The sequence below is a fragment of the Desertihabitans brevis genome (assembly GCF_003327535.1).
GTDB classification, from domain to species: Bacteria; Actinomycetota; Actinomycetes; order Propionibacteriales; family Propionibacteriaceae; genus Desertihabitans; species Desertihabitans brevis.
The window spans coordinates 186530-209949 of record NZ_QOUI01000001.1; the positions used below are offsets into that span (position 1 = coordinate 186530).

The following is a 23420-nucleotide window of genomic DNA, read 5'->3' on the forward strand; positions in this document are numbered from 1 at the left end:
GTCCGTCCTCCTACTTCCCCGAGGTCATGATGAGCTGGGTCAAGAAGATCGTGCTGGTGCTCGTGGTGGCGTTCGCGCTCTTCTACCTGTTCACCCGCCCCGAGGACGCCGCCTCGGCCGTCCGGTCCTTCTTCGGCGCCTTCGGCTCCATCGCCACCTTCTTCGAGCAGCTGTCGGCCTGACCGGACGCCCGATGTCCGTCCTCAGCGACTTCCTCGACCCCCACGTCGGGCGGCACCTGATCGTCGACGAGGGCGAGGTGGTGGTCGACGAGGTGCACAAGCACCCGCTCGCCTACGGCGGCTGGGTCGCCGGGCTGGTGCTGTGCATCGGTCTGGTCGCCGCCGCGCCGCTGGCAGGGTCCGGCTGGTGGCTGCTGCTCGCCGTGGGGCTGCTGGCCGCGCTGGTCTGCCTGTACCGCATCCAGCTGGCCCACATGGACCGCTTCGTCATCACCAACATGCGGGTGTTCCGGGTCTCGGGGATCTTCTCCCAGCGCCTGGCGACGATGCCGATCCAGCGGATCCTCGACATCGCGGTGCACAAGCCGCTGGTCGGCCGGGTGTTCGGCTACGGCCACTTCGTCTTCGAGTCCGCCGCCCAGGACCAGGGCCTGCGTGACATCCGCTGGGTGGGGCGTCCCGACGAGCGTGACCTCACCATCCAACGGGTGATCCAGCGTTCGGGCGTGCGACGGGCCATGGCAGTGTCGGGCGACGACGTCCCGGTCGGACCACCCGAGCCGGCACCCCGTCGGGCCCATGCACCGGCACCGGTGCCCGCGCCCCGGCCGGTCGGGGACCACCGCGGGGCGAGCACCCGCGACGAGCGAGGGGGAGGGTGATGGCCGAGCGGAACCCGCTGCCGTTCGACCCGATCGAGCGGGCGGCCCGGCAGTGGTCGCAGCACCACCCGGAGACGGCGCGGATGCGCGCGGTGACCTCGCTGATGCGGGTGCACCAGCTGGTGCTGAGCGACCTCGACGAGCGGCTGCGTCCGCTCGGGCTGACCTTCGCCCGCTACGAGGTGCTGGTGCTGCTCTCCTTCAGCCGGCACGGCTCGCTGTCGCTGGGCAAGATCGGCGAACGGCTGCAGGTGCACGCCACCTCGGTGACCTCCCTGGTTCAGCGGCTGGCCGCCGCCGGGCTGATCGAGCGCCGGCCGCACCCCCACGACGGCCGGGCGGTGCTCGCCGCGCTCACCGACCAGGGCCGGCAGACGATGGAGCAGGCGACCCGGGTGATCACCGACTCCGGGTTCGCGCTGACCTCGCTCTCGGAGGAGGAGTGCGACCAGCTCTCTGCGCTGCTGCGGCGTCCGCGCGCGGCCGCGGGCGACTTCTGATGGCCGACGCGGGTCCCCGCCGGGTGCTGGCGGTGGCCGACAGCGACTCCTACCTCAAGTGGGCGGTCACGCTGGTGGCCGGTCTGGGCGAGGGCTGGGAGGTGCAGGTGCTGGTGCTGCGCACCCCGATCACGCCGTCGCCGGAGCAGGTGCGGGCGGCGGCCGGGGCCGACCTGCCGGTGGTCCGCTCGCGCGAGCTGCTGGCGCGGGTGCGCGCCACCCGTCCCGACGCCGTCCTGCTGGCCTGCACCGGACCGGTGATCAGCGCCCTGCTCGAGTACCCCGAGCTCCGCGGCCCGGACCGACCGGTGCTGGTGACCGGGCTGCCCGGGATCAGCTGGCCGGTGAGGTGGAAGGGCATCCGCTTCCGCAGCGGCACCGACCTGTTCGTGCTGCACAGCGAGCGCGAGCGGCGGGGTTACGCGGCCGAGGCGGCCTACCGCGGCTACCAGATGGACTTCGTGCTGGCCACCCTGCCGTTCCTGCAGGAGCGGGCCCACCACGCCGAGGGACGCGACATCGTCTTCGCCGCCCAGGCCAAGGTGCCGCGCGAGGTCGGGGAGCGCGAGGCGGTGCTGCGCGCGCTGGCGGCGGTGGAGCCGCCGCTGCGTCCGGTGGTCAAGGTACGGGCGCTGGCCCACGAGCTGCAGACCCACCACGAGGAGCTGCCCTACGCGACGCTGTGGGACGAGCTGTCGGCGCGCGAGGGGCTGCCGCACGACCGGATCACCTTCCGCGCGGGCTCGATGGCCGAGGCCCTGCAGGACGCCGCCGGCTTCGTCACCGTCTCCTCCACGGCGGCCCTGGAGGCGATCCACGCCGGGGTGCCGACCATCGTGCTGGACGACTTCGGCGTCTCGGCGGAGATGATCAACGAGGTGTTCCGCGGGTCCGGGCTGCTGCACGGTCTGGACGACCTGCGGGCCGGCCGGTTCAGCCCGCCCGACGAGCGCTGGCTGGCCGAGAACTACTTCCACCCCCCCGAGGCCAACACCTGGGTGCCGAGGCTGACCGAGCTGGTCGACCGGCGGCGGGCCCGTCCGCTGGGACCCGCCCAGGTCACCGGTCTGCGTCGGCTCCGGGGCCGGGTGTGGCGCCAGGGGCGTCTGCTGCTGCCGGGGTGGGCGTGGGACGCCGCGAACCGGCTGCGCCGCCTGCGACCTCGACGATCAGCTCCTCCGACCCAGGACGGGACGCCAGCACCCGCTCGCACAGCTCCCGGACCGCCCCCGCACCCCCCGGCCGGGTGAGGACCACCCGGGCGGCGCGCAGCACCAGCGGGTGGGCCTCCGGCACCGCGACCGGCCAGCCGACCACCGACAGCGGCCCGAGGTCGTTGACGTCGTTGCCGACGTAGGCGACCCGCTGCGGGTCCAGCCCGCGCTCCTCGATCCAGCTGCGGATGGCGGTGGCCTTGTCGTCCACGCCCTGCAGGACGTCCACCGACATCTTCCTCGCGCGGGCGCTGACCACGGGGTTGCGCTCCCTCGACAGGATGAGGAAGGGCACCCCGGCGCGGCGCAGGAAGGAGACCCCGAGCCCGTCGGCCCGGCTGACCCGCACCGTCTCCCGGCCGTCCTGGTCGACGTAGGCGGTGTCGGGGGTGTGGATGCCGTCGAAGTCGGTGATCACCGCGTCCACATCGATCGGGTCCGGGGCCGCCGGGTCGTCGTGGAGGCCCCGGTCGAACACCCGGGCGAAGGCGTCGGCCAGCGCCAGCTCCTCGACGGTGTCGATCTCCAGCGACGTGAGCTCGGAGACCGGCACCACGCTGGTGCGGCCGAAGAAGCGGTGCTTCGCCCGGCGGAAGCCGTCGGTGCGCATCACGTAGAAGGCGCCGGTCTCGCGGAAGTCCGGACGACGGTCCTGCCGGCGCGGGCGGTGGCTGGCGTCGTGGTTCTGCCCGACCACCTGCCCGGTGCCGGGCGGCAGGCTCTCATCGGCGTCGCGCCAGAGGAACTCGTAGGTCTCGACACCGGAGAAGGCGCTGTCGGCGGCGTCGTCACGCACCATGGCCACCCCGGTGTCGAGGTCCTCGGCGCGGATGAACGGGCTGGTGCACTGGACGAACACCAGGATCTCGGGGTCGATCCCGCGTTCGGCCACCTCGTCCAGGGCGTGCAGCAGCGCCGACTCCGAGCTCGCGGTGCTGCCGGCGAGGTCGGCGGGGCGGTGGATGATCTCGGCACCGGCCTCCTGTGCGGCGGCCGCGATCCGGGCGTCGTCGGTGCTGACGAAGACGTGGTCGATCCCGCTCGCGGCCCGGCAGGACAGGACCGCCCGCGCCACCAGCGGGATGCCCCCGATCGGGCGGAGGTTCTTGCCGGGCACTCCCTGGGAGCCGCCCCTGGCCGGGATGATGGCGATGCAGGTCACGGGGCCACACCCTAGTGGTGCGGCTCGGGGCGGACGCCGGTCGCGTCGCGCCGCGGGCCCGGCGGCGGGTAGTAGGGCGTCCTAGGATGGTGGTGGCACCGGTTCCCGGAGCCGAGGACGAGGAGGTCGCCGATGACGTCGAGCCCCGGACGCGCACGCTGGCGCCGCGCCTACGACGAGGCCGTGGCCACCGGACGGGTGCGCGACCCCGACCGCACCACCCTCTCCGGGCTGGAGCTCGAGCCGGTCTACGGCCCGCCCGACGAGACCGCCGACCCGCGCAGCGAGCGGATCGGCTGGCCGGGGCAGTTCCCGTTCACCCGCGGGCTGCACGCCACCGGCTACCGCGGCCGGCCCTGGACGATCCGCCAGTTCGCCGGCTTCGGCGACGCCCGGCAGACCAACGAGCGCTACCGGATGATCCTCGAGGCCGGCGGCGGCGGGCTGAGCGTCGCCTTCGACATGCCGACGCTGATGGGCCGCGACTCCGACGACCCACGCAGCCTGGGCGAGGTCGGCCACTGCGGGGTGGCGGTCGACTCCTGCGCCGACATGGAGGTGCTCTTCGACGGGATCGACCTCGGCGCGGTGACCACCTCGATGACGATCTCGGGCCCGGCACTGCCGATCTGGTGCATGTACGTGGTGGCGGCCGAGCGCCAGGGGGTGGACGTCAGCACCCTCAACGGCACCTGCCAGACCGACATCTACAAGGAGTACCTCGCGCAGAAGGAGTGGATCTTCGCCCCCGAGCCGCACCTGCGGCTGATCGGCGACCTGATGGAGTTCACCTCCGCGCGGATGCCGGCCTACAAGCCGCTCAGCGTGTCGGGCTACCACATCCGCGAGGCCGGGGCGACGGCCGCGCAGGAGCTCGCGTTCACCCTGGCCGACGGGTTCGGCTACGTCGAGCTCGGGCTGTCCCGCGGGCTGGACGTCGACCGCTTCGCCCCGGGCCTGAGCTTCTTCTTCGACGCCCACATCGACTTCTTCGAGGAGATCGCCAAGTTCCGCGCGGCCCGGAGGATCTGGGCCCGCTGGATGCGCGACCGCTTCGGCGCCACCACCGAGCGCGCCCAGTGGCTGCGCTTCCACACCCAGACCGCGGGGGTCTCGCTGACCGCCCAGCAGCCGTACAACAACGTGGTGCGGACGGCGGTCGAGGCGATGGCCGCGGTGCTCGGCGGCACCAGCTCGCTGCACACCAACGCGCTGGACGAGACGCTGGCGCTGCCCACCGCACAGTCGGCGGAGATCGCGCTGCGCACCCAGCAGGTGCTGGCCGAGGAGACTGGCCTGGTCAGCGTCGCCGACCCGCTCGGCGGCTCCTGGTACGTGGAGGAGCTCACCGACCGGCTGGAGCAGGAGGCCGAGGCGGTGTTCGCCGAGATCGAGCGCCGGGGCGAGCGGGCGGGCGGGCACCCGATCGGCCCGGTCACCGCCGGGCTGCTCAGCGGCATCGAGGACGGCTGGTTCACCGCCGAGATCGCCGAGTCGGCGTTCCGCCAGCAGCTGGCGCTGGAGAAGGGGGAGCGGCGGGTGGTCGGGGTGAATGCCCACACCGCGACGGTCAGCCCGGAGCTGGAGATCCTGCGGGTGGGTCCGGAGGTGGAGCGCGAGCAGTGCCGCCGGCTGGCCGCGCGCCGGGCCGCCCGCGACGACCGGGCCGTCCGGGACGCGATCGCGGCGATGGTGGAGGTGGCCGGCCGCGAGCCGGGGACGGCGGGGTCGTCGCTGGTCGAGCCGATGCTGGCTGCGGTCCGGGTCGAGGCGACCCTGGGCGAGATCTGCGGCGCGCTGCGGGAGGTCTGGGGCGGCTACACCGAGCCCGCCCGCTTCTGAGCCCCACGGCGTCCCGGTCCCGCGCGGGGCCCGGCCGTTGCACCCGGTCCCGGTCTACGCTGCGGCCATGGCGAGCGGGCGGGACGGCGACCGCGGGGACGACGGCGGCGCCGGAGCGCTGGAGCGACCGTCGGGGCATGTGCTGCTGATCGGCGTCACCACGACGACCGTGCGGCTGGCCGAGGAGCTGCGCAAGGCCGGGCAGCAGGTCGTGGTGCTCGCCGCCGGGCCGGACGGCGAGCACGACGACGACCTGGTGCGGCTGGGTGCGCGGGTCAGTCGCTGCCGGCGGCTGGACGAGACCGACCTGCGCGACGCCGGGGTGGTCGGCGCACGGTGCGCGGTGGTGCTCGGGTCCGACGACGTCCGGGCGGTGCAGCTGGCCCTGCTGGTGGAGGAGGTCGCCCCGGGCGTCCGGCTGGTGCTGGAGATGTCCAAGCCCGAGCTCGGACGCCGGCTGGAGCCGCTGCTCGGCGAGTGCGTCATCCTCTCCTCCGCCGAGCTGGCCGCCCCGTCGATCGTGGCTGCCGCGCTGGAGAGCTCGGAGGTGCAGACCTTCGAGCTGGCCGGACGCTCAGTGGTGGCCGGGTCGCGCAGCCGGGTCGGTGGGGAGCAGCTGGCGGTTCTCGGGAGCACCGCGGCGGTGGGGGACGCCGCGCTGCTGCCGGCCGAGGGCGACCTGGTGCTCGGCACCGCGGTGGTCCCCGGGTCGGCGACCCGGGTGCGGACGTCCGGGCTGGTCGGGGCGCTGGGTCGCGCGGTGGACCGGAAGGTGCGGGTGGTGCTGATCGGGTTGGTGCTGCTCATCCTCGCCTCGGTGGTGTGGTTCCGGGCGAACGGCGTCGGCTGGTGGCAGGCGGTCTACCTGGCGCTGACCCAGTCCACCCAGACCGGGGTCGACGTCGAGCTGGAGGCGATGCCGCTGGTCCCGCGGTTCGGGGCGGTGGTGATCCAGCTGTTCGGGCTGACCCTGTCGGCCGGCGTCACCGCGGTGCTGGTCGACCTGCTGGTGACCAGCCGGCTGGCCGCCCTCACCGGTGGTGTCCGCGGCCGCCCGCGCCACCACGTCGTGGTCTGCGGGCTGGGCCGGATCGGGACGTCGGTGCTGCAGCGGCTGCACGACCGCAACGTGGCGGTGGTCGGGGTGGAGCGCGACGAGGAGGGCGCGGGGGTGCGCCGTGCCCGTCAGCTGCGGGTGCCGGTGGTGGTGGCCGAGGGCACCGACGCCGCCGCCCTGGAGACGGCCGGCCTGGCCCGGGCCGACGTGGTGCTGGCGCTGACCGACAACGACGCGGCCAACCTCGAGATCGCGATGGTGGCCAAGGAGGCCAACCCCCGGGTGCGGGTGGTCACCCGCCTCTTCGACCACGCCCTCGCCGCCCGGGTCGAGCGGGTGCTCGACCTCGGCCCGACCCGCAGCGTCTCGGTGCTGGCGGCCCCGTCGTTCGCGGCCGCCGCCCTGGGCCGGCACTCCGAGACGATCTTCCCGGTCGGCCGGCGGGTGCTGATCTTCACCGAGCTGACCGTCGGCACCCAGGTGCAGCTGCCCGCCGGCACGTCGGCGGCCACCCTCTCCCGTCCCGGCGCGGTGCAGCTGCTGGCGGTGCAGCAGCGCGGTGGCGCCTGGAGCTGGGACGTCGGCGGCGAGGAGCTGCACCCGGGTGACCGGCTGGCGCTGGTGGCGACCCGCACCGGGCTCGCCGGGCTGCTCTCGGCCCGTCCCGCGGACGGACCCGAGGCGGTGCAGGCCGGCGCGGCGGGCGAGGGGGAGGACGCGCGGTGAGCCAGGAGGAGATGACCGACCACCCGGCCCGCTGGGGACGGGCCGAGCTGCAGCGGGTCGGCGCGCCGTGGCGGCCCGGCGCCACGCTGGGCGGGCTGCCGGACGCGCCGGGCTGGCACCGGCTGGAGCACACCCGCACCTTCCCCGCGGCCCGGTTCGAGCCCGCCCGGGACGCGCTGCACTCCTGGCAGGTGCACCGGCGGGCCGGGCTCGCCGTGCGGCCCAACCACCCACGCGTCGGCGTCGGGGTGTTCGCGGTGCTGTGGCTCGGTCCGGTGCCCGCTCCGGTGCAGGTGGTCGCCACCGTGGACGAGCCCGACCGCTCCGGGTTCGCCTACGTCGCGGTGCACGACCACCCCGAGCAGGGCGAGGAGGCGTTCCTGCTCGAACGCTCGGGTGACGTCGTGCACGCAGTCGTCCGCGCGGTGTCGCGCCCGGCGACCCGGTGGCTGAGCGCGGCCGGGCCGGTGGGCGTGCTCGCCCAGCACGTCGCCGCGCGGCGCTACCTGGCGGCGATGGCCCGGTCGGGGCGGGGCTAGCCGCCGAGCACCGCGTCGACGACCGCCTTCGCCTCCTGCTGCACCCGGGCCAGGTGGTCGGCGTCCTTCAGCGACTCGGCGTAGATCTTGTAGACGTCCTCGGTGCCCGACGGCCGGGCGGCGAACCAGGCCGAGGCGGTCTGCACCTTGAGCCCGCCGATCGCCGCGCCGTTGCCGGGGGCCTCGGTGAGCACCGCGGTGATCGGCTCGCCGGCCAGGGTGTCGGCGGTGACGTCGGAGGCCGACAGCTTCGCCAGCCTGGCCTTCTGCTCGCGGGTGGCGGGGGCGTCGGTGCGGGCGTAGCTGGACGCCCCGTGCCGCGCCTCGAGCTCGGCGTAGAGCTGGCTGGGGGAGCGGCCGGTGACGGCGGTGATCTCGCTGGCCAGCAGGGTGAGCAGGATGCCGTCCTTGTCGGTGGTCCAGGTGCTGCCGTCGCGGGCCAGGAAGGACGCCCCGGCCGACTCCTCGCCGCCGAAGCCGAGCTCGCCGGTCTGCAGCCCGGGGACGAACCACTTGAACCCGACCGGCACCTCCACCAGCGGCCGGCCGAGCTCGGCGGCCACCTTGTCGATGAGCGAGGACGACACCAGCGTCTTGCCGACCCCGGCCCGCGGGGGCCAGCCGTCCCGGGCGCCGAACAGGTAGGAGATCGCCACCGCCAGGTAGGCGTTGGGGTTCATCAGCCCGCCGTCGGGGGTGACGATGCCGTGCCGGTCGGCGTCGGCGTCGTTGCCGGTGGCGACGTCGAAGCGGTCGCGGTTGGCGATCAGTGAGGCCATCGCGTCGGGGGAGGAGCAGTCCATCCGGATCTTGCCGTCGGTGTCGAGGGTCATGAACGCCCAGCGCGGGTCGACCTCGGGGTTGACCACGGTGAGGTCGAGGCCGAGGCGCTCGGCGATCCACTCCCAGTACTGCACGCTCGCCCCGCCCATCGGGTCGGCGCCGATCCGCACCCCGGCGGCGCGGACGGCGTCCAGGTCGAGGGCGTGCTGCAGGTCGGTGCAGTAGGCGGTGCGGTAGTCGAAGCGCTCGACGTCGGCGGCCGCCCGCTCGTAGCGGGTGCGGCGGATCGCGCCCGGGTCGGCCAGCAGCTCGTTGGCACGGGCGGCGATGGCGCTGGTGGCCTCACTGCCGGCCGGACCACCGTGCGGCGGGTTGTACTTGAACCCGCCGTCGCGGGGCGGGTTGTGCGACGGGGTGACGACGATGCCGTCGGCCAGGGCGCCCCCACCCGCCGACCCCGGGCGTCCCGCGTTGTGCCGGACGATCGCGCGGGACACCGCCGGGGTCGGGGTGTACTCGTCGTCGCGCTCGGCCCGTACGGAGACGCCGGCCGCGTGCAGCACCTCGATGGCGGTCCGCCAGGCCGGCCCGGACAGCGCGTGGGTGTCCTTGCCGAGGTAGAGCGGGCCGGTGATGCCCTGATCGGCTCGGTACTCGACGATCGCCTGCGTGGTGGCGGCGATGTGGGCCTCGTTGAAGGCCGTGTCGAGGGAGGAGCCGCGGTGCCCGGACGTCCCGAAGACCACCCGCTGGGCCGGGTCCTCCGGGTCGGGCACGCGGTCGTGGTAGGCCGCGAGGACCGCGTCGACGTCGATGAGGTCGGAGGGCTGGGCCGGCTGTCCGGCGCGCTCGTGTGCCATGGCGCCCATCCTGGCCCAGCCGTTCCGGCCCGCGTCCCGGGGGTCAGCGGGTGTGCCGGCGCAGGAACGGCTCGGTGCCGCTGGTCATCGCCGCCTCCCAGGCCCGCCGGTGCGGGAACAGCGGGTGCGGCGGCCGACGGGAACGCAGGTGCAGGGCGGCGGCCAGGGCGACCACCACGGTCACCATCCACTCCGGGTCGAACGCGGCGGTGGCCGGGTGGGAGCGCCACAGCTGCAGCACGTCGACGTCGCCGCCGTCGGCCCGGTCGCCGCCGGAGGCCACCACGTCGGCGAAGAGGATGGCCAGGTCGGCCCAGGGCGCGGCCAGACCCGGGTGCGACCAGTCCACGAACCAGACCTCACCCGAGCTCTGGTCGAGCAGGATGTTGTCGGCCCGCAGGTCGATGTGGGAGGGCACGGGCGGGTCCGCCGCGGTGCCGTCGACCGCCGCCGTCATCGCTGCCAGCCGCTCCGACCAGGGCTCGAGCAGGGGCCGCCAGGGGTCGTCGACATCGGCGACCACCTCGCGCCAGCCCTCGAAGAACAGCGACACCTGCGCGCCGTCGGTCACGGGCGCCCGGTGGAAGGCCGGGGTCAGCGCGTGCCAGGCGTCCAGCACCCGCAGCAGGTCGTGGGCGCGCCAGGGGTGGCGGACCGGCTCGCCGGACACCGCCGGGTACACGTTGATGGTCCACTCCGCGCCGGGGGTGGGGACCTCGACGGCGGCGAGCAGGGCGGGCCGCTAGGACACGCGCGGCAGCAGTGCCTCGACTGCGGCCTCCCGACGGTAGATCTCCTGGCCCTCGGGGTTGGAGGTGCCGTCCAGGCCCTTGACGAAGACGCTGCGGGTCGCCCCGTGCACCACCGTCGCGAGCCCGACCGACATGCCGCCGACCCGGTCCTGCCAGCCCACCACAGGCTCGCCGAGGCAGCCTCCGACGACATCGCGGACCTCGGCCGGTGCCTCCGGCCAGGTCGTCCGGCGTCCGCGCAGGTAGGTGGCGGGCAGCTGCAGGGCCATCGGGCCATCGTGGTGGAGCCGGCCCTCGGGCGCCACCGGTTTCGGCCCCGCCCGCGGCGGTCCGCAGGGCAGTAGTCTCGGCTGCTGACCGGACCGCTGCCCGCGGTCGTCCCGCACGCGACGAAGGACCACCCAGCCGCCATGACCTCCTCCAGCTTCAACCGTCCCGGCGCCGTCGACCTCTCCACGCTGGCCTCGCCCTCCTCCTCGGCGGGGGCGTCCGCCGGTGGTCGCTCCTACGTGGTCGACGTCACGGTGCAGACCTTCAACGACCTGGTGGGCAGGTCCCAGCAGCACCCGGTGGTGCTGGAGATCCACTCCCCACGAGCCCAGGGAGCCGAGGTGCTCAGCCGGGACCTCGCCGACCTCGCGAACGCGGCCGGCGGCAAGTTCCTGGTCGGCCGGGTGAACGTGGATGTCGAGACCCAGATCGCCCAGGCCCTCGGCGTCCAGCAGGTGCCGATGGTCATCGGCGTGCTGATGGGCCAGCCGGTGCCGCTGTTCCAGGGCGTCCAGCCCAAGCAGCAGATCCAGGCCTACCTCGACCAGCTGCTGCAGGCCGCGGTGGCCAACGGTGTGGTCGGCACCGCCGAGCCGGTCGCCGGTGGGGCCGCCGACGAGACCTCCGACGAGCCGGATCCGCGTTTCGCCGCCGCCGACGCCGCGCTCGAGCGCGGTGACTTCGCCGCCGCGGAGGCCGAGTTCGACAAGTTGCTGGCCGCCGACCCCAAGGACGCCGAGGCCGCGGCCGGGAAGGCGCAGGCGGGGCTGCTGGCGCGCACCGCTGCCGCGGACCCGCAGGCCGTGCTCGCCGCCGCGGCCGCCGCGCCGGACGACCTCGAGGCCCAGCTGGCCGCCGCCGACGTCGAGGTGGTGACCGGCACCCCCGAGCAGGCCTTCGAGCGGCTCATCGCCTTCGTCCGTGACCACGCCGGCGACGAGCGCGAGGCCGCCCGCAAGCGTCTGCTGGCGCTGTTCGCGACGGTGGGCGGCAACGACCCGCGGGTCCTCAAGGCCCGGCGGGCGCTGACGACGGCGCTCTTCTGATCCTCCGCCGATCGGTGGTGTCTGGGGCTGCTCGGATCTCCTGTCGCCGGGGCCACTCGATGTCGGCCTGGGCTCCGAGCGGGCCGCCGGTGTGGTCAGGAGGTGAGGCGGGCGTGCAGCTGTTCGACGCGCTGGGCGATGTCGTCGCGGACCAGGCGCATCCGTTCCATGCCGGTGACGCCCCGTGAGGAGGGCTCGTCGGTCTCCCACACCTCGACCGGGGTGCCTCGGGGGTCGTCGAGCTGGGCCTCGGTGCCGAGGAGGACGACCAGGTCGGCGGCGTCGAGCAGGTCGGCGGTCACGGGCTTGGGGTGCTCGCCGGCGGTGGTGACACCGAGCTCGTCGAGGGAGGCGACGGACTCGGCGTTGAGCTTGCTGCCGGGGCGGGTGCCGGCTGAGGCGACGGTGACGGAGTCGCCGGCCAGGTGGCGCATCAGGGCGGCCGCCATCTGGGACTTGCCGCCGTTCTTGACGCAGACGAACAGGACGGAGGGTGTGGACATGCCGGGGCTCCTGGTGGGGAGGGGTCAGGGTGCGGGGGTGGTGGCTGGGGTGACGTCGAGTGAGGTGAGGAGCTCCTCGACGCGACGGCGGATCTCGTCGCGGATGGGGCGGACGGCCTCGACGCCCTGACCGGCGGGGTCGTCGAGCTGCCAGTCCTCGTAGCGTTTGCCGGGGTAGTAGGGACAGGCGTCCCCGCAGCCCATGGTGATGACGACGTCGGAGGCGTGCACGGCGTCCTCGGTGAGGACCTTGGGCTGCTGGCCGCGCAGGTCGACACCGACCTCGGCCATGGCCTCGACCGCGGCCGGGTTGATCTGCTCGGCGGGCATGGAGCCGGCGGAGCGGACCTCGACCGCGCCGCCGGAGAGGGCGCGGACGAATCCTGCGGCCATCTGGGACCGGCCGGCGTTGTGGACGCAGACGAACAGGACGGAAGGGCGGGATTCCGGCACGTGATGCTCCTGGATGGATGGTGGTCAGCGGACGGGCAGGTCGAGCTCGGGCACCAGGTCGGCCAGCAGGCCCCGGACCCGGCGGTCGAGGTCGGCGCGGATGCCGGCCAGGGCGGCCGGGGTGGCCAGGGCAGGATCGGCCACGGCCCACTCCTCGTAGCGGACGCCGGGGACGACGGGGCAGACGTCACCGCAGCCCATGGTGATGACGACGTCGGCCGCGCGGACGGCGTCGTCGGTGAGGGGCTTGGGGAAGGCGTCCGCGGACTCGGTGCCGAGGTCGGCCAGCAGGCCAGCCACGTTGCTGTGAACGGCACCGGCGGGGGAGGAGCCGGCGGAGCGGACGACGACGCGGTCACCGGCGTAGTGGTGCACCAGCGCGGCCGCGAGCTGGGACCGGCCGGCGTTGGCGACGCAGACGAACAGCACCTGCGGGGCTGCGGTGGCGCGGTCCCGCCCCAGGTCGCTGAGGCGTTGGCGGGCGAACCGCTCCGTGAGGGAGATCAGGTGGGAGCGGACGGTGGCGGTGCGGGAGAGGCCGGTGTAGGACTCGCGCACGGTGCGCTGCACCACCTCGACGGACAGCTGGGGGAAGCGGCGGGCGAGGTCGTCGATGACGTGGTCCAGGGCCCGGTCCGCGTGCAGCAGCGGGGCGGTGGAGGTCTGCGGGACCGCGGTCAGGACAGCCGGGGCCAGCCGGTCCAGCAGGTCGGTGACCGGCTGACGCAAACCCGGGGTGAGGCGGTACCAGACCCAGGTGCCGCGTCGGTCGGACTCCACGATCCCCTCGCGCTTGAGGACCTTGAGGTGGTGGCTGACGGTCGGCTGGGACACGTCGGTGAGCTCGGCCAGGTCGCATACGCAGGCCTCACCGCCCTCGCTGGTGGCCAGGTGGGACAGCATCCGCAGCCGGGCGGGGTCGGCCAGCGCCTTCAGCACCCCCGCCAGGGCGGTGGCGGAGTCCAGGGCCATGGCGTGGCTGTCGGGGCTGGGTTCGCAGACCTCGAGGGGTCGGGTCTCCACGGGTGCAGTCATGAGCGGACCTCCGTCGTCGTCGTTGACTCTGGGTGGAAGGGGTCGGTCTTGAACCAGCGGCGGGCCAGCCACAGCGAGACGTAGACCAGCCCGACCAGGACCGGGACCTCGATCAGCGGGCCGACGACGCCGGCGAGAGCCTGGCCGGAGGTGGCACCGAAGGTGCCGATCGCAACCGCGATGGCCAGCTCGAAGTTGTTGCCGGCGGCGGTGAAGGCGAGCGTGGTGGAGCGGGCGTAACCGAGGCCCTGGACCCGGCCGAGGGCCAGTCCGAGGAACCACATCACGGCGAAGTAGACCAGCAGTGGGACCGCGATCCGCACGACGTCGAGGGGTCGGGAGGTGATCTGGTCCCCCTGCAGGGCGAAGAGCAGCACGATGGTGAACAGCAGCCCGTAGAGGGCCCAGGGGCCGATCTTGGGGACGACGCTGCTCTCGTACCAGTCCCGGCCGCGGGCGCGCTCGCCGAGGAACCGGGAGAGGAACCCGGCCACCAGGGGGACGCCGAGGAAGACCAGCACGTTGAGCGCGATCTCGCCGATGGACACGTCCAGGCCCTGGGTGTCCAGCCCGAGCCAGCCCGGGAGGACGGTGAGGTAGAACCAGCCCAGGACGGAGAAGGCGAGGACCTGGAAGACCGAGTTGATCGCCACCAGCACCGCGGCGGCCTCCCGGTCACCGCAGGCCAGGTCGTTCCAGATCACCACCATCGCGATGCAGCGGGCCAGGCCGACGATGATCAGCCCGGTGCGGTACTCCGGCAGGTCGGGCAGGAACACCCAGGCCAGGGCGAACATCAGCGCCGGCCCCAGCACCCAGTTGAGGGCCAGTGAGCTGACCAGGAGCCCCTTGTCGCCGGTGACCGCGGTGACCTTGTCGTAGCGGACCTTGGCCAGCACCGGGTACATCATCACCAGCAGCCCGATCGCGATCGGGACCGAGATCCCGCCGACCTCGAGGGCGGCGAGTGCGTCGGAGAGGCCGGGGATGGAGCGGCCGAGCAGCAGCCCGGCGACCATGGCCAGCCCGATCCACAGCGGCAACCACCGGTCCAGCGTCGACAGTCGTCGGGTCGCCACCTGGGCGGGTGCGGTGTCCTGGGCGGCCACAGGTCCTCCTACATCGACGGGCTTCTATGTTGACACGTGTCGATCCAGCAGCACAAGAGCGACCGTCGTCCTCGGTGCTGTCCGACCGGGGCAGCCTCGCAGGGCATGCTGAACCAGCCCAGCAGCGCCGCCGCTGCCGCGACGGGCCAGCGCCCGCCGGAGCCCCGGGTCCCCCTCACGCCCCGGGGGCGCCCAGGGTGACCAGCTCCGGCCCGGTCGAGGCGGGGGACCCGCAACACCCGCCGCCGGGGGCCGGCTGCTCAGGTGCGTCGAACAGACCCGACCCGCCGCAGACGCCGGTCTCGGGGAGCCTGAGCTCCACCCGGGCGGCGGCTCCATGGTCTCCGGCGAGCTTGGCGGCGACGCTGCGAACCTGCTCGAACCCGGTCATGGCCAGGAACGTCGGCGCCCGCCCGTAGGACTTCATCCCCACCAGGTACAGCCCCGGCTCGGGCTGGGCGAGCTCGGCCGCCCCGTGCGGGGACACGCTGCCGCAGGAGTGCAGGTTCGGGTCGACCTCAGCCGCCAGCGCCCGAGGCGCCTGCAGCACCGGATCCAGGTCCAGGCGCAGCTCGGACAGGAACGACAGGTCGGGCCGGAACCCGGTCAGCACCACCGCCCTGTCCGCTGCCAGGCGGCGCCCGTCCTCGGCCACCAGGGTGAGGGTGTCGCCGTCGCGGTCGACGGCCTCCACCCGGAACCCGGTCACCATGCGCACCAGACCGGCATCGACCGCGGCCTTCGCCCGGAGGCCGAGCTGGCCGCGCTGGGCCAGCTCATCAGCGCGGCCGCCGCCGAAGGTGTCACCGACCACGCCCCGGCGCAGCACCCAGGTCACCTCGGTCCCCGAGGCGGTGCGGGCCACCTCGCCCAGCCCGATCACCGCCGTCAGCGCGGAGTGACCACTGCCCACCACGACCACCCGACGCCCACCCATGGCGGCCGCCTCGGCCGGGGTCGGCGGCCGATGACCCAGAACGCCGGCCTGCGCGGCGGCCCGCTCACCCAGCGCGGGCAGACCGTCCGCGCCGGCCGGGTTCGGCGAGCCCCAGGTGCCGGAGGCGTCGATCACCGCCCGCGCCTCGAGCCGGGACTCCGCCCCCGCGGCGTCGACCACGTGCACCACGAACGGCTGGTCGGCCCGGCCCGCGGACACCAGCCGGTCACGACCCCGGCGCGACACCCCTGCCACCCGGGTCGAGTACCGCACCCGGGCCCCGAGGACGTCGGCCAGCGGTGCCAGGTAGCCGTCGGCCCACTCATCACCGGTCGGGTAGCCCTCGGGAGGGGCCTGCCAGCCCGTGCTGCCCAGGAGCCGGGCGGAGGCGGGGTCGACCAGCTCGGTCCACGGCGAGAAGAGCCGGACGTGGCCCCACCCCCGCACCGCGGCCGCCGGCACCTCGCCGGCCTCGAGCACCAGCGGTTCCAGTCCCCGCTCCAGCAGGTGCGCTGCCGCCGCCAACCCTTGCGGGCCGGCACCGACCACGACCACGGGGAGTTCGTCCTGCACCATCACAGCCTCCTATCGAAGAATCTCGATGAGAGCCTAACCTCCCATCGACATCTGTCAATGGGTGTTGCACACTGGAGGGGTGACCAGCCCAGTGATCCCCAGCGACGTCGCCGGCTGCTGCTCGCCGTTGGACGGGGGGGTCCTCGACGACGAGGCCGCCGTCCGGCTGGCCAGCATGTTCAAGGCACTGTCGGACCCGGCCCGCGTGAAGCTGGTGTCCCTCATCGCTGCCGCCGCCGACGGCGAGGCCTGTGTGTGCGACCTGACCGGTCCGCTCGGGTTGTCCCAGCCCACCGTGTCCCACCACCTCAAGCTGCTCACCGACGCGGGCGTCCTGATCCGCCAGCAGCGGGGCAGGTGGGCCTACTACCGCGTCGTCCCCGAGACCCTCGCCGCCACGAGACGAGCACTCGACCCCCTCCTGGCTGTCTGATCAGCAGAGGGTGCGCGTGCGCCCGTCCGCGACTCGTGGCTCGCAGGTCAGCAGGCCGTCGGCCTCCAGCCGGTGCAGCGTCGGGTACACCGTGCCGGGTCGGCCCACCAGGGCGGGATCAGGCCGGGGGAGCGCCGTCCTCGAGGTAGTGCGTTCCGCCGGGCGAGGCGGCCAGCACGGCCAGGCGTCGGGCGGCGCCGGGGCGCAGGTGCGGCGCGGCCTCCTCGGGTGTGCACCAGTGCACCTCGGCGATCTCGTGCGCCTCCAGCTGGAAGCTGCGGATCTGGGACTCGTCGAGCTCACCGCCGTCGAAGATGAGCTCGACGGCGTCGTCCCAGCCGAGCCACGGCGGCAGCCAGTCCACCGCCAGCAGCGGGCCGAGGGTGACGTCGATGCCGAGCTCCTCGCGCACCTCGCGGACCGCGCCCGCCCGGGGCGACTCGCGCGGCTCGACCACCCCGCCGGGCAGCTCCCAGTCCTCCTTGAAGGTGGTGGTGCAGAACAGGAAGCGGCCGTCGGCACGGCGGAACAGCACGTGCGCGATCACCCGGGTCCGCGGCAGCGTGGAGTTCATCACCCCGGAGAAGCCGGTGGCGCCGTGCACCACGTCGCTGGCCAGCCGGGCGTAGAGCACGACGTCCTCATAGCTGTCCGCGCCGGTCCGCAGCGCGAGCCGGCGCACCCCCTCCTGACGGAACCCCGCCCGCAGCACGGCCCGGCGGGCGACCCGGTCCGAGGCGGGCAGGCTGACCTCCAGCCGGCGCAGCTCACCGCCGAGGATCGCGTCGTCACCGACCGCACTCAGCGCCCGGGCCAGCTCGTCGCTGCTGGTCGCCAGCCGCCACGACAGCGTCCCCACGCCGTCGGCGCGGCGAACCTGGATCTTCAGCTCACGCGCCGGAGGACCGGTCGGCTCACTCACCCGCCGGCTCCGAGGTCGACCCCGGCCCCAGCGGGATCGCGCCGTGCTCGTCCTCGGCCGCACCCGGGCTCGTGCGCGCCGCCCGGCGCGGGGCCGCGCCCGAGGACCCGGAGGACCCGGTCGACGAGCCGGACGAGCCGGCAGGTGCGCCGGACCCGGCCGGGCCCTCGCCAGCTGCGGCGCCCGCCTCCAGCGCCGGCGCCCCCTCGGCGCCGGTGCCCACGGCGTCGGTCCCCTCGGTCACGCTGAGGACCGGGTCGTGCACCAGCCAGACCGCACCCAGCGGCGGCACCGTCACCGCGGCGCTGGCCGGGAACCCGTGCGAGCCGACCTCGGTGGCCGTCACCGCCCCGAGGTTGCCGAACTGGCCCGTGCCGTCGTAGAACTCGGCGTCGGTGTTGAGCACCTCCCGCCACCGGCCCTCGGCCGGCAGCCCGATCCGGTAGTCCCGCCGCGGCTCGGGGGAGAAGTTGATGACGCACGCCACCTGCTGGCCGTGCTGGTCGCGACGCAGGAAGGAGAAGACGTTGCCACCCGCGTCGTCGGCCTCGATCCACTGGAAACCACGGTGGTCGTTGTCGAGCTCCCACAAGGCCGGGTGCTCCCGGTAGACCCGGTTGAGGTCGCGGACGAGGTTCTGCAGGCCCCGGTGGCCCCAGTGGCCCGAGGCCAGCCAGTCCGGCCCACGGTCCTCGCTGAACTCCGTGCGCTGGCCGAACTCGCATCCGGCGAACAGCAGCTGCTTGCCGGGGTGGGACCACTGCAGGGCGTAGAAGGCCCGCAGGGTGGCGAACTTGCGCCAGTCGTCCCCGGGCACCTTGCCCAGCATCGAGCCCTTGCCGTGGACGACCTCGTCGTGGCTGATCGGCAGCACGAAGTTCTCCGAGAACGCGTAGACCAGCCCGAAGGTGATCTCGGAGTGGTGGTGCTGGCGGTGGATCGGCTCGCGGCCCAGGTAGCGCAGCGAGTCGTTCATCCAGCCCATGTTCCACTTGAAGCCGAAGCCGAGCCCGCCCTCGTGCACGGGACGGGTCACGCCCGGCCAGGACGTCGACTCCTCCGCCACGGTGATGACACCGGGCACCCGCTGGTAGAGGTGCTTGTTGACCGTCTGCAGCAGCTCGATGGCCTCCAGGTTCTCTCGACCGCCGTACTGGTTGGGCAGCCAGTCGGTGCGGGAGTAGTCGAGGTAGAGCATCGAGGCGACGGCGTCCACCCGCAGCCCGTCGACGTGGAACTGGTCGACCCAGAACAGCGCGCTGGAGAGCAGGAACGACTTCACCTCGCTGCGGCCGAAGTCGAAGATGTAGGTGCCCCAGTCCAGGTGGATCCCGCGACGGGGGTCGGGGTGCTCGTACAGCGGCTTGCCGTCGAAGTTGGCCAGCGCCCACTCGTCCATCGCGAAGTGCCCGGGGACCCAGTCCATGATCACCCCGATACCGGCCTGGTGCAGCCGGTCGATCAGGTAGCGCAGGTCGTCGGGGGAGCCCATCGAGGCGAACGGGGCGAAGTAGCCGGTCACCTGGTAGCCCCAGGATCCCAGGAACGGGTGGTGGGCCAGCCCGATCAGCTCGACGTGGGTGAACCCCTGCCAGGTGACGTACTCGACCAGCTGGTCGGCCAGCTCGGCGTAGGTGTTCCCCGGCCGCCAGGACGGCAGGTGGACCTCGTAGATGCTCATCGCCTCGGCGTGGGCCCGCGCGGACGCCCGCCGCTCCAGCCACTCCGCGTCGCCCCACTCGTAGCCGCTGCGGTGCACGATCGAGCCGGTGGAGGGCAGCCCCTCGGCCTGCTGGGCCATCGGGTCGGCCTTGTCGCGCCAGACCCCGTCGGCGCCCTGGATGCGGAACTTGTAGACCGCGCCCGGGCCGACCCCCTCGATGAAGGTGGCCCAGATGCCCGACCCGGGGATCATCCGCATCTCGTCGCCGGACCAGTAGTTGAAGTCGGCGATCACCTGGACGCGCTGGGCGTTGGGCGCCCAGACCGAGAACCGGGTGCCGTCCACCGAGCCCCGCTCGTCGTCGGCCACCGTGATCGGGTGCGCGCCGAGCCGGCGCCAGACCTCGGTGTCGTGCCCGTGGTGGAAGCCCTCGAAGTCCCAGCCGCGCAGGCCACCCTCAGGGTCGAATGCCATTCAGCGGTCCTCTCCGGTCGTCGTGTCGTCTCGCTGCGGGCGCCTCGTCGTCGGCGACCAGCCGCTCGATCGCCCGCAGGGGGATCCCTACCCAGGCCGGACGGTTGCGTACCTCGTAGACCACCTCGTACACCGCCTTGTCGGCGACGTAGGCCTGCAGCAGCGTCTCCTCCTCGGCCGCCAGCGCCGAGCCGGAGCCGTAGCCGCGCAGGAAGGCGGCGGTGCAGCCCGCCGCCCACCGCTGGGTGGCCGCCGCGGTCTCGGGCGGCACCTGCCCGTCGTTGGCGGCGGCCGCGGCCGCGGCGGCCGCGCTGCCGGCGGCGTAGTCGAACGAGCGGAGGATGCCGGCCACATCGCGCCAGGGCGAGTCCGGCTCGCGGCGCTCGTCCAGGCTCTTCAACGGCTCGCCCTCGAAGTCGATGATCTTCCAGCCGTCGGCGGTGTGCAGGGTCTGGCCGAGGTGGAAGTCGCCGTGCACCCGCTGGGTGGGCACCGTCAGCGGTCGGACCCGGTCGAACAGCGCCTGCACCGCGTCCGCGGTCGGCAGCAGCTCGACGGTCTCCCGGGCGGCGGCCTGCAGCCGGCGGCCCATCGTGCGGGCCAGCGCCTCACCCGAGACCGACCCGCGCGGGAAGTGGTCGCCGAGCGCCTCGTGCACCCCGCGCAGGGCGAGGCCGAGGGCCTCGGCCTCGGTGCTGAAGTCGCGGCCGGCGGTGCACGCGTCCAGGGCCAGCTCCCAGCCGTCGGCGGCCTCGCGCAGCTGCTCGACCACCATCGCCAGGTCGGCGGAGTGCCGGCGGCGACCGGACTGCCACTCCGCCTCGATCCAGCCGTGCAGACGGGCCGCCCGGGCGCGCTCGTCGCCGGCCAGGGCGCGGTGCACCTCGATGTCGAGATTGGCCCCGGTCCCCAGTCGGCGGAAGGCCTTGACCATCGCGACGTCGCCGTACATCACCGAGGTGTTGGACTGCTCGCCGCCGAACAGCCGCGGCGCCAGGGCGGGCGTCAGGGGGTGGTCCTCGACGGTGCGGCAGCGCAGCGTGGCGGTCTCGCTGGCGGCCTCGCGCTGCTCGACCACCGCCCGCAGCAGGGCGGTCATCGCCTCGGGGTCGCGGGTGGCGTCGGAGCGGACGACCGGCCCCAGGTCGGGCAGCTCGTCGGTGCCCAGCGCAGCGGGATCGGCCGCCCCGCCCGCCGGCCGGTAGGACAGCAGCAGCTGGTAGAACTCGACCTCGTCGTCGGGGTAGCCGATCTCGGCGATCTCGGCGCGCACCGCCGGCCACTCCCCGGGTGCGGTCAGCCAGGGCAGCGGGTCGACCCGCACCAGCTCGGCGTGGCGCCCCTTGCCCCCGAACCAGCGGGCCCGGGAGATGTGGTCGAAGAGGTCGTGCTCGCTCATCGGCCCGCGCCCGTGCCGCCGGTCACCAGCGACTGGCCGTTGACGGCGCGGACGCTGAGCACGTGCGCCGGGGCGGCCGGGCTGAGGGAGACGAAGTTGCGCGCTCCCCAGTGGTAGGTGGCCCCGGTCAGCTCGTCGACGAGCTCCAGCACGGCGTCCTCGGGCAGCCCCATCGCGGCAAGGTCGAGGTAGACCTCGCTCTCCCGGGTGACGTAGGGGTTGAGGCTGCAGACGACGACGACGTGGTCGTCGCCCGACGAGGTGGTCGCGGTCTTGCTGAAGGCGAAGATCTCGGCGTCGGGGACGTGCTGCAGGGTGACGTCGCGCAGCTGCTGCAGCGCCGGGTGCGCCCGGCGGATGGCGTTGAGCCGGCCGAGCAGCAGCCCGAGGTTGCCGGGCGCGTCGAAGTCGCGGGGCCGGTACTGGTACTTCTCGGAGTCCAGGTACTCCTCCCCGCCCTGACGCAGCGGCTCGTGCTCCAGCAGCTCGAACCCGGAGTACACCCCCCAGGTCGGTGACATGGTGGCCGCCAGCACCGCGCGGATGGTGAAGGCGCTGGCCAGCCCGCTCTGCAGGAAGGTCGGGTTGATGTCGGGGGTGTTGACGAAGAAGTTGGGCCGCATGATGTGCGCGGTCTCCTGCGACACCTCGGTCAGGTACTCCGCCAGCTCCCACTTCTCGTTGCGCCAGGTGAAGTAGGTGTAGGACTGCTGGTAGCCGACCTTGCCCAGCGTGCGCATCATCTCGGGCTTGGTGAAGGCCTCGGCCAGGAAGATCACGTCGGGGTCGGTGCGCCGCACCTCGGCGAGCAGCCAGGCCCAGAAGTTGACCGGCTTGGTGTGCGGGTTGTCGACCCGGAACACCCGGACGCCGTGCGACATCCACAGCCGGACGATCCGCAGCACCTCGGCGTAGATGCCCTCGGGGTCGCGGTCGAAGTTGATCGGGTAGATGTCCTGGTACTTCTTGGGCGGGTTCTCGGCGTAGGCGATGGTGCCGTCGGGACGCAGCGAGAACCACTCCGGGTGCTCGGTGACCCAGGGGTGGTCGGGCGAGGCCTGCAGGGCGAGGTCGAGGGCCACCTCCAGCCCGAGCTCGGTGGCCCTCGCCACGAACCGGTCGAAGTCGTCCCAGCCGCCGAGGTCGGGGTGGATGGCGTCGTGGCCGCCCTCGGCCGAGCCGATCGCCCACGGCGAGCCCGGGTCGCCGGGGCCGGGGGTGAGGGTGTTGTTGGGGCCCTTGCGGAAGGCGGTGCCGATCGGGTGGATGGGCGGCAGGTAGACGATGTCGAAGCCCATCGCCGCCGCCGCCTCGAGCCGCTCGTGGGAGGAGTCGAAGGTGCCCGACACCCAGCGCTCGCGCTCCTCGTCGTAGACCGCCCCCTGGGAGCGGGGGAAGAACTCGTACCAGGCGGAGAACAGCGCGCGCCGCCGGTCGCAGAAGACCGGGTAGTCCGGGGTGGGGGAGAGCAGCTCGCGTGGGCCGTGGGTGGCCATCGCCCGCCGGACGCTGCGGCTGAGTGCGATGTCGAGCAGGTCCTCGGGGGCGGTGTCGGGGGTGAGCGCGGTGGCCGTCCCGGTGAGCAGCGCGGCGTCGCCCGGACGTCCGGCCGCCTCGGCGATCGCGGCTGCGGCGGTGAGCACCTGCTGGCCCTCCAGGCAGACCAGCTCGACGTCCATGCCCACCGGCAGCTTGGCCTCCGCGTGGTGCACCCAGGTCTGCCACGGGTCGGACCAGCCCTCGACCCGGAAGGTCCACGGGCCGACCTCGTCCAGGACGACCGAGGCCTCCCAGTTGTCCAGACCGGCCGGCGGCAGCGCCGTCATGTCGACCCGCGTCTCCACCCCGTCGGGGGAGGTGAGGATGACCGAGGCGTTGACCGCGTCGTGGCCCTCGCGGAACACCTTGGCCCGCACCGGGAACCGCTCGCCGACCGAGGCCTTGGCGGGGTAGCGACCGCCCTCGACCACCGGGCTGACCGCGACCACGGGGATCCGGCCGATCGGGACGCCGAGCGCCGGCGCCTGCGCCGCGGCCGGTGCCGCCGCGACGGAGGCGGCCGGGGCGGTCGGGGTGGCCTGGCGCGCCGGGGGCTGCGCCGCCCCCGCGTCCGGGTGGGCGGCGGGCTGGCGTCGAGCGGTCCGGCCGGGACCGCGGGGGGTGGTGGGCTGCGCACTCGGGTCGCTCACGTGCCCAACGTAGGCCACCGTCCGGCCCGCCGACGCGGCACCCCACCGCCCTGCCGAGGGGCGTCCCTGCCGTCACCGGATCGTCACCTCCCGGTCGTCCGGGACGCACTGCGCGCGGGCCCGGTGCCGCTA

The 23420-nt window shown here is 73.9% G+C and carries 21 protein-coding genes and 1 pseudogene; 9 read left to right on the forward strand and 13 right to left on the reverse strand.

Annotated features, from left to right (window positions below):
- The first annotated feature begins 26 nt into the window (after positions 1 to 26).
- The 4 genes and pseudogenes from DT076_RS19260 to DT076_RS20325 all read left to right on the forward strand — a co-directional run.
- Positions 27 to 182, forward strand: a complete 156-nt coding sequence (locus DT076_RS19260) for a hypothetical protein (protein WP_158548005.1) — start codon at positions 27 to 29, stop codon at positions 180 to 182.
- An 11-nt stretch (positions 183 to 193) separates the two neighbouring features.
- Positions 194 to 844, forward strand: coding sequence for a PH domain-containing protein (locus tag DT076_RS00835; RefSeq protein ID WP_114124759.1), 651 nt, complete (start codon positions 194 to 196; stop codon positions 842 to 844).
- Positions 844 to 1344 (forward strand): MarR family winged helix-turn-helix transcriptional regulator, encoded by a 501-nt coding sequence (locus tag DT076_RS00840; protein ID WP_114125179.1) that lies wholly within the window; start codon positions 844 to 846, stop codon positions 1342 to 1344. Before DT076_RS00835 ends, DT076_RS00840 begins: the two co-directional genes overlap by 1 nt.
- A pseudogene (locus DT076_RS20325) lies at positions 1344 to 2351 on the forward strand (DUF6716 putative glycosyltransferase); the annotation flags it as partial. The gene DT076_RS00840 and the pseudogene DT076_RS20325, both read left to right, overlap by 1 nt.
- Before the next feature lie 52 nt (positions 2352 to 2403).
- On the opposite strand, the gene DT076_RS00845 reads toward DT076_RS20325, so the two are convergent.
- Positions 2404 to 3720, reverse strand: a complete 1317-nt coding sequence (locus DT076_RS00845; protein ID WP_114124760.1) for an acylneuraminate cytidylyltransferase — start codon at positions 3718 to 3720, stop codon at positions 2404 to 2406.
- 132 nt (positions 3721 to 3852) lie between these two features.
- Between DT076_RS00845 and DT076_RS00850 the strand changes: the two genes are divergently transcribed.
- The 3 genes from DT076_RS00850 to DT076_RS00860 all read left to right on the forward strand — a co-directional run bounded on the left by DT076_RS00850 (position 3853) and on the right by DT076_RS00860 (position 7884).
- Positions 3853 to 5562: an acyl-CoA mutase large subunit family protein gene (locus DT076_RS00850; protein WP_114124761.1), complete on the forward strand. Its 1710-nt coding sequence runs from the start codon at positions 3853 to 3855 to the stop codon at positions 5560 to 5562.
- Between the two features lie 67 nt (positions 5563 to 5629).
- The gene (locus DT076_RS00855; protein WP_114124762.1) at positions 5630 to 7345 is read left to right on the forward strand and encodes an NAD(P)-binding protein; all 1716 of its coding nucleotides are present in this window, start codon (positions 5630 to 5632) and stop codon (positions 7343 to 7345) included.
- Positions 7342 to 7884 (forward strand): DUF1990 family protein, encoded by a 543-nt coding sequence (locus DT076_RS00860; protein WP_199538862.1) that lies wholly within the window; start codon positions 7342 to 7344, stop codon positions 7882 to 7884. Before DT076_RS00855 ends, DT076_RS00860 begins: the two co-directional genes overlap by 4 nt.
- On the opposite strand, the gene pgm is transcribed toward DT076_RS00860, so the two are convergent.
- Genes pgm through DT076_RS00875 form a run of 3 tightly spaced genes read right to left on the reverse strand, consistent with a single transcriptional unit; the run spans position 7881 to position 10548 of the window.
- On the reverse strand, positions 7881 to 9527 hold the full coding sequence (gene pgm, locus DT076_RS00865; RefSeq protein WP_114124763.1) for a phosphoglucomutase (alpha-D-glucose-1,6-bisphosphate-dependent): 1647 nt from the start codon (positions 9525 to 9527) through the stop codon (positions 7881 to 7883). The two genes, DT076_RS00860 and pgm, sit on opposite strands and share 4 nt — an antisense overlap.
- Positions 9528 to 9570: 43 nt before the next feature.
- The gene (locus DT076_RS00870; protein WP_114124764.1) at positions 9571 to 10260 is read right to left on the reverse strand and encodes a phosphotransferase; all 690 of its coding nucleotides are present in this window, start codon (positions 10258 to 10260) and stop codon (positions 9571 to 9573) included.
- 9 nt (positions 10261 to 10269) lie between these two features.
- Entirely contained in the window at positions 10270 to 10548 is a 279-nt protein-coding gene (locus DT076_RS00875; protein WP_114124765.1) for a hypothetical protein, read from the reverse strand.
- 141 nt (positions 10549 to 10689) lie between these two features.
- Here DT076_RS00875 and DT076_RS00880 point away from each other — a divergent pair, with 141 nt between their 5' ends.
- The gene (locus DT076_RS00880) at positions 10690 to 11595 is read left to right on the forward strand and encodes a tetratricopeptide repeat protein (protein ID WP_114124766.1); all 906 of its coding nucleotides are present in this window, start codon (positions 10690 to 10692) and stop codon (positions 11593 to 11595) included.
- Between the two features lie 95 nt (positions 11596 to 11690).
- Here the strand turns inward: DT076_RS00880 and DT076_RS00885 are convergent, their stop codons facing one another.
- The 5 genes from DT076_RS00885 to DT076_RS00905 all read right to left on the reverse strand — a co-directional run bounded on the left by DT076_RS00885 (position 11691) and on the right by DT076_RS00905 (position 16208).
- The gene (locus tag DT076_RS00885) at positions 11691 to 12098 is read right to left on the reverse strand and encodes an arsenate-mycothiol transferase ArsC (RefSeq protein ID WP_114124767.1); all 408 of its coding nucleotides are present in this window, start codon (positions 12096 to 12098) and stop codon (positions 11691 to 11693) included.
- A 24-nt stretch (positions 12099 to 12122) separates the two neighbouring features.
- Entirely contained in the window at positions 12123 to 12551 is a 429-nt protein-coding gene (locus DT076_RS00890; protein WP_114124768.1) for an arsenate reductase ArsC, read from the reverse strand.
- 24 nt (positions 12552 to 12575) lie between these two features.
- The gene (locus DT076_RS19780; RefSeq protein ID WP_114124769.1) at positions 12576 to 13586 is read right to left on the reverse strand and encodes a metalloregulator ArsR/SmtB family transcription factor; all 1011 of its coding nucleotides are present in this window, start codon (positions 13584 to 13586) and stop codon (positions 12576 to 12578) included.
- Positions 13583 to 14695 (reverse strand): ACR3 family arsenite efflux transporter, encoded by a 1113-nt coding sequence (arsB, locus tag DT076_RS00900; protein WP_114124770.1) that lies wholly within the window; start codon positions 14693 to 14695, stop codon positions 13583 to 13585. Before arsB ends, DT076_RS19780 begins: the two co-directional genes overlap by 4 nt.
- 175 nt (positions 14696 to 14870) lie before the next feature.
- On the reverse strand, positions 14871 to 16208 hold the full coding sequence (locus DT076_RS00905; RefSeq protein ID WP_199538863.1) for an NAD(P)-binding domain-containing protein: 1338 nt from the start codon (positions 16206 to 16208) through the stop codon (positions 14871 to 14873).
- 79 nt (positions 16209 to 16287) lie between these two features.
- Between DT076_RS00905 and DT076_RS00910 the strand changes: the two genes are divergently transcribed.
- A complete protein-coding gene (locus DT076_RS00910; protein ID WP_114124771.1) occupies positions 16288 to 16641 on the forward strand; it encodes an ArsR/SmtB family transcription factor in 354 nt (117 codons plus the stop codon).
- Positions 16642 to 16759: 118 nt separating this feature from the next.
- On the opposite strand, the gene DT076_RS00920 is transcribed toward DT076_RS00910, so the two are convergent.
- Genes DT076_RS00920 through DT076_RS00935 form a run of 4 tightly spaced genes read right to left on the reverse strand, consistent with a single transcriptional unit; the run spans position 16760 to position 23288 of the window.
- Positions 16760 to 17563 (reverse strand): NUDIX hydrolase, encoded by an 804-nt coding sequence (locus DT076_RS00920; protein WP_114124772.1) that lies wholly within the window; start codon positions 17561 to 17563, stop codon positions 16760 to 16762.
- Entirely contained in the window at positions 17556 to 19700 is a 2145-nt protein-coding gene (glgB, locus tag DT076_RS00925) for a 1,4-alpha-glucan branching protein GlgB (protein ID WP_114124773.1), read from the reverse strand. Before glgB ends, DT076_RS00920 begins: the two co-directional genes overlap by 8 nt.
- Entirely contained in the window at positions 19684 to 21099 is a 1416-nt protein-coding gene (locus tag DT076_RS00930; RefSeq protein WP_114124774.1) for a maltokinase N-terminal cap-like domain-containing protein, read from the reverse strand. The genes glgB and DT076_RS00930 overlap by 17 nt, the downstream gene beginning before the upstream one ends.
- On the reverse strand, positions 21096 to 23288 hold the full coding sequence (locus DT076_RS00935; RefSeq protein WP_407642694.1) for an alpha-1,4-glucan--maltose-1-phosphate maltosyltransferase: 2193 nt from the start codon (positions 23286 to 23288) through the stop codon (positions 21096 to 21098). The genes DT076_RS00930 and DT076_RS00935 overlap by 4 nt, the downstream gene beginning before the upstream one ends.
- Positions 23289 to 23420: the final 132 nt, after the last annotated feature.